Below are 1,780 nucleotides of genomic sequence, written 5' to 3'. Positions count from 1 at the left end.
ATCGGGATAGGGGCGGTCAGTAACCTGACCGGTCCCCTCCCACACCACCCGGCATGCGGGTCCGCACCGGGCGGTTCGAGTAGTTGAGGTCAGGAGAGTCGGGGAACACCAAGCCGGTCGAAGTAGGCGACGGGCATCGCTCGGTTCAGTTGCAGGTAGCTGTTATGCCACCAGCGACTGCTGTTCGCGGCAACCTTGCGAGCGTCCGCCTCCGAGGCTCCCAGCGCCAACATCTCTCGATACATCGTCGTTCCTCGACGCCAGTGCTTGAGCTGCATCGCGCGCAGCCGGTGCCTGATCCACTCGTCGAGTTGGCGGAACACCTTGGGCGTCTGTGCCAGATGGAAGTACGCCTTCCAGCCCGGCATATACGCCCTCAGTCGCTCCGCCACCTCCGGCAGGCTTCGCCCGCTCGAACGGCGTGTCAGTTCCCGGATGCGTTGCTTGAAGGCCTCCAGGGCCTTCCGGGCCACCGCGCATTTGATCCGATCGCCCGCGCTGCGCCACAGTTCGTAGCCCAGGAACTTGCGACCGGTCGCCTGTGCAACCGCCGTCTTGGCCTCGTTGAGCTTCAGATGGAGTCGCTCGTAGAGCTTGCGCAAGCCGTCCAGCACCCGTTCGCCCGACCGACGACTGCACACGTACACATTGCAGTCGTCGGCATAGCGCACGAAGCGGTGACCCCGCTTCTCCAACTCCCGATCCACCTCGTCTAGCAGCACATTGGCCAGTAGCGGCGACAGCGGTCCGCCTTGCGGCGTGCCTTCGTGACGCTCCGTGACCACCCCGCCATCCATGATCCCAGCCACAAGGTAGTGGCGAACCAGCCGCAGCACGGCCTTGTCCGCAATCCGCCTCGATAGCCGTTCCATCAGGATGTCGTGATTGACCCGATCGAAGAACTTCTCCAAGTCCACGTCGACCACCACCCGATAGCCGTCCTGCACATGCCGTTGTGCCTTCAGCACCGCGTCACGCGCTCGACGCCCCGGGCGGAAGCCGTAGCTGTGTTCGGAGAAACTCGGATCAATGATGGGCTGCAGGACTTGCAGCAGGGCTTGCTGGATCAATCGATCCGTCACCGTCGGAATCCCCAGTTCACGCATCCCGCCACCGGACTTCGGAATCTGGACCCGCCGTACCGGCTCAGGCCGGTAGCTTCCGTCCACCAACGCTTCCCGAATCCCGGGCCAGTGCGTCTTGAGGTGTTCCGCCGTTTCGGCGATCGACTTCCCATCCACCCCGGCACCGCCGCGATTGGCTTTGACGCGTTTCCACGCCGTCACCAGATTCGCTCTCGCGAGCACCTGCGCAAGCAGGTCGGCCCGCCCCAAGCCTCCAGTTTCGTGTCGCGCCGTCCACGCTTCATCACGCTCCGCTTCAGGCGCGGCTTCACCTCGCCCTCCCGCGTTGCGCCCCGCCTGCGCGGGCTTCTGATGCACTGCACGTCCGAGCGACACGGCCTTCGGCCCTCCTACTCGTTCGGCCCTTCGCCCCAAACCAGCAGCTACTACGGCCTCTGCTGACTTCTCGCTCCGGCTCATCACCGTCGCCCTTTCAGGCACAAGGCGAGATCTCCCCAGGTAAGAACGCACTCCTTCATCGCACAACCGCCGCATCTACGCCGCCTCGCCTTGATCACAAGAGCTTCACGGTTTCATGCCCGCTCGCCCTGCTCGGCAGCGCCTTCTATGCGGTTCTTGTTCATCGGCTCGCGATTTACGCTCCGCGCTTCCTCCCCACAATCGGTCGCCCTCATGCAGTTGCGCTTCGCTTCATT

1 protein-coding gene is annotated in these 1,780 nt (G+C 64.0%); it reads right to left on the bottom strand.

Going from position 1 to position 1,780, the window contains the following annotated elements; translation table 11 throughout:
- Positions 1 to 89 precede the first annotated feature (89 nt).
- A complete protein-coding gene (ltrA, locus tag SB786_RS35430; RefSeq protein WP_410731468.1) occupies positions 90 to 1,460 on the bottom strand; it encodes a group II intron reverse transcriptase/maturase in 1,371 nt (456 codons plus the stop codon).
- Positions 1,461 to 1,780 lie beyond the last annotated feature (320 nt).

Origin of the sequence: Burkholderia sp. SIMBA_062 (assembly GCF_046534765.1) — a bacterium.
Taxonomy (GTDB): domain Bacteria; phylum Pseudomonadota; class Gammaproteobacteria; order Burkholderiales; family Burkholderiaceae; genus Burkholderia; species Burkholderia ambifaria.
This window is presented reverse-complemented; position numbering and strand designations above follow the sequence as displayed.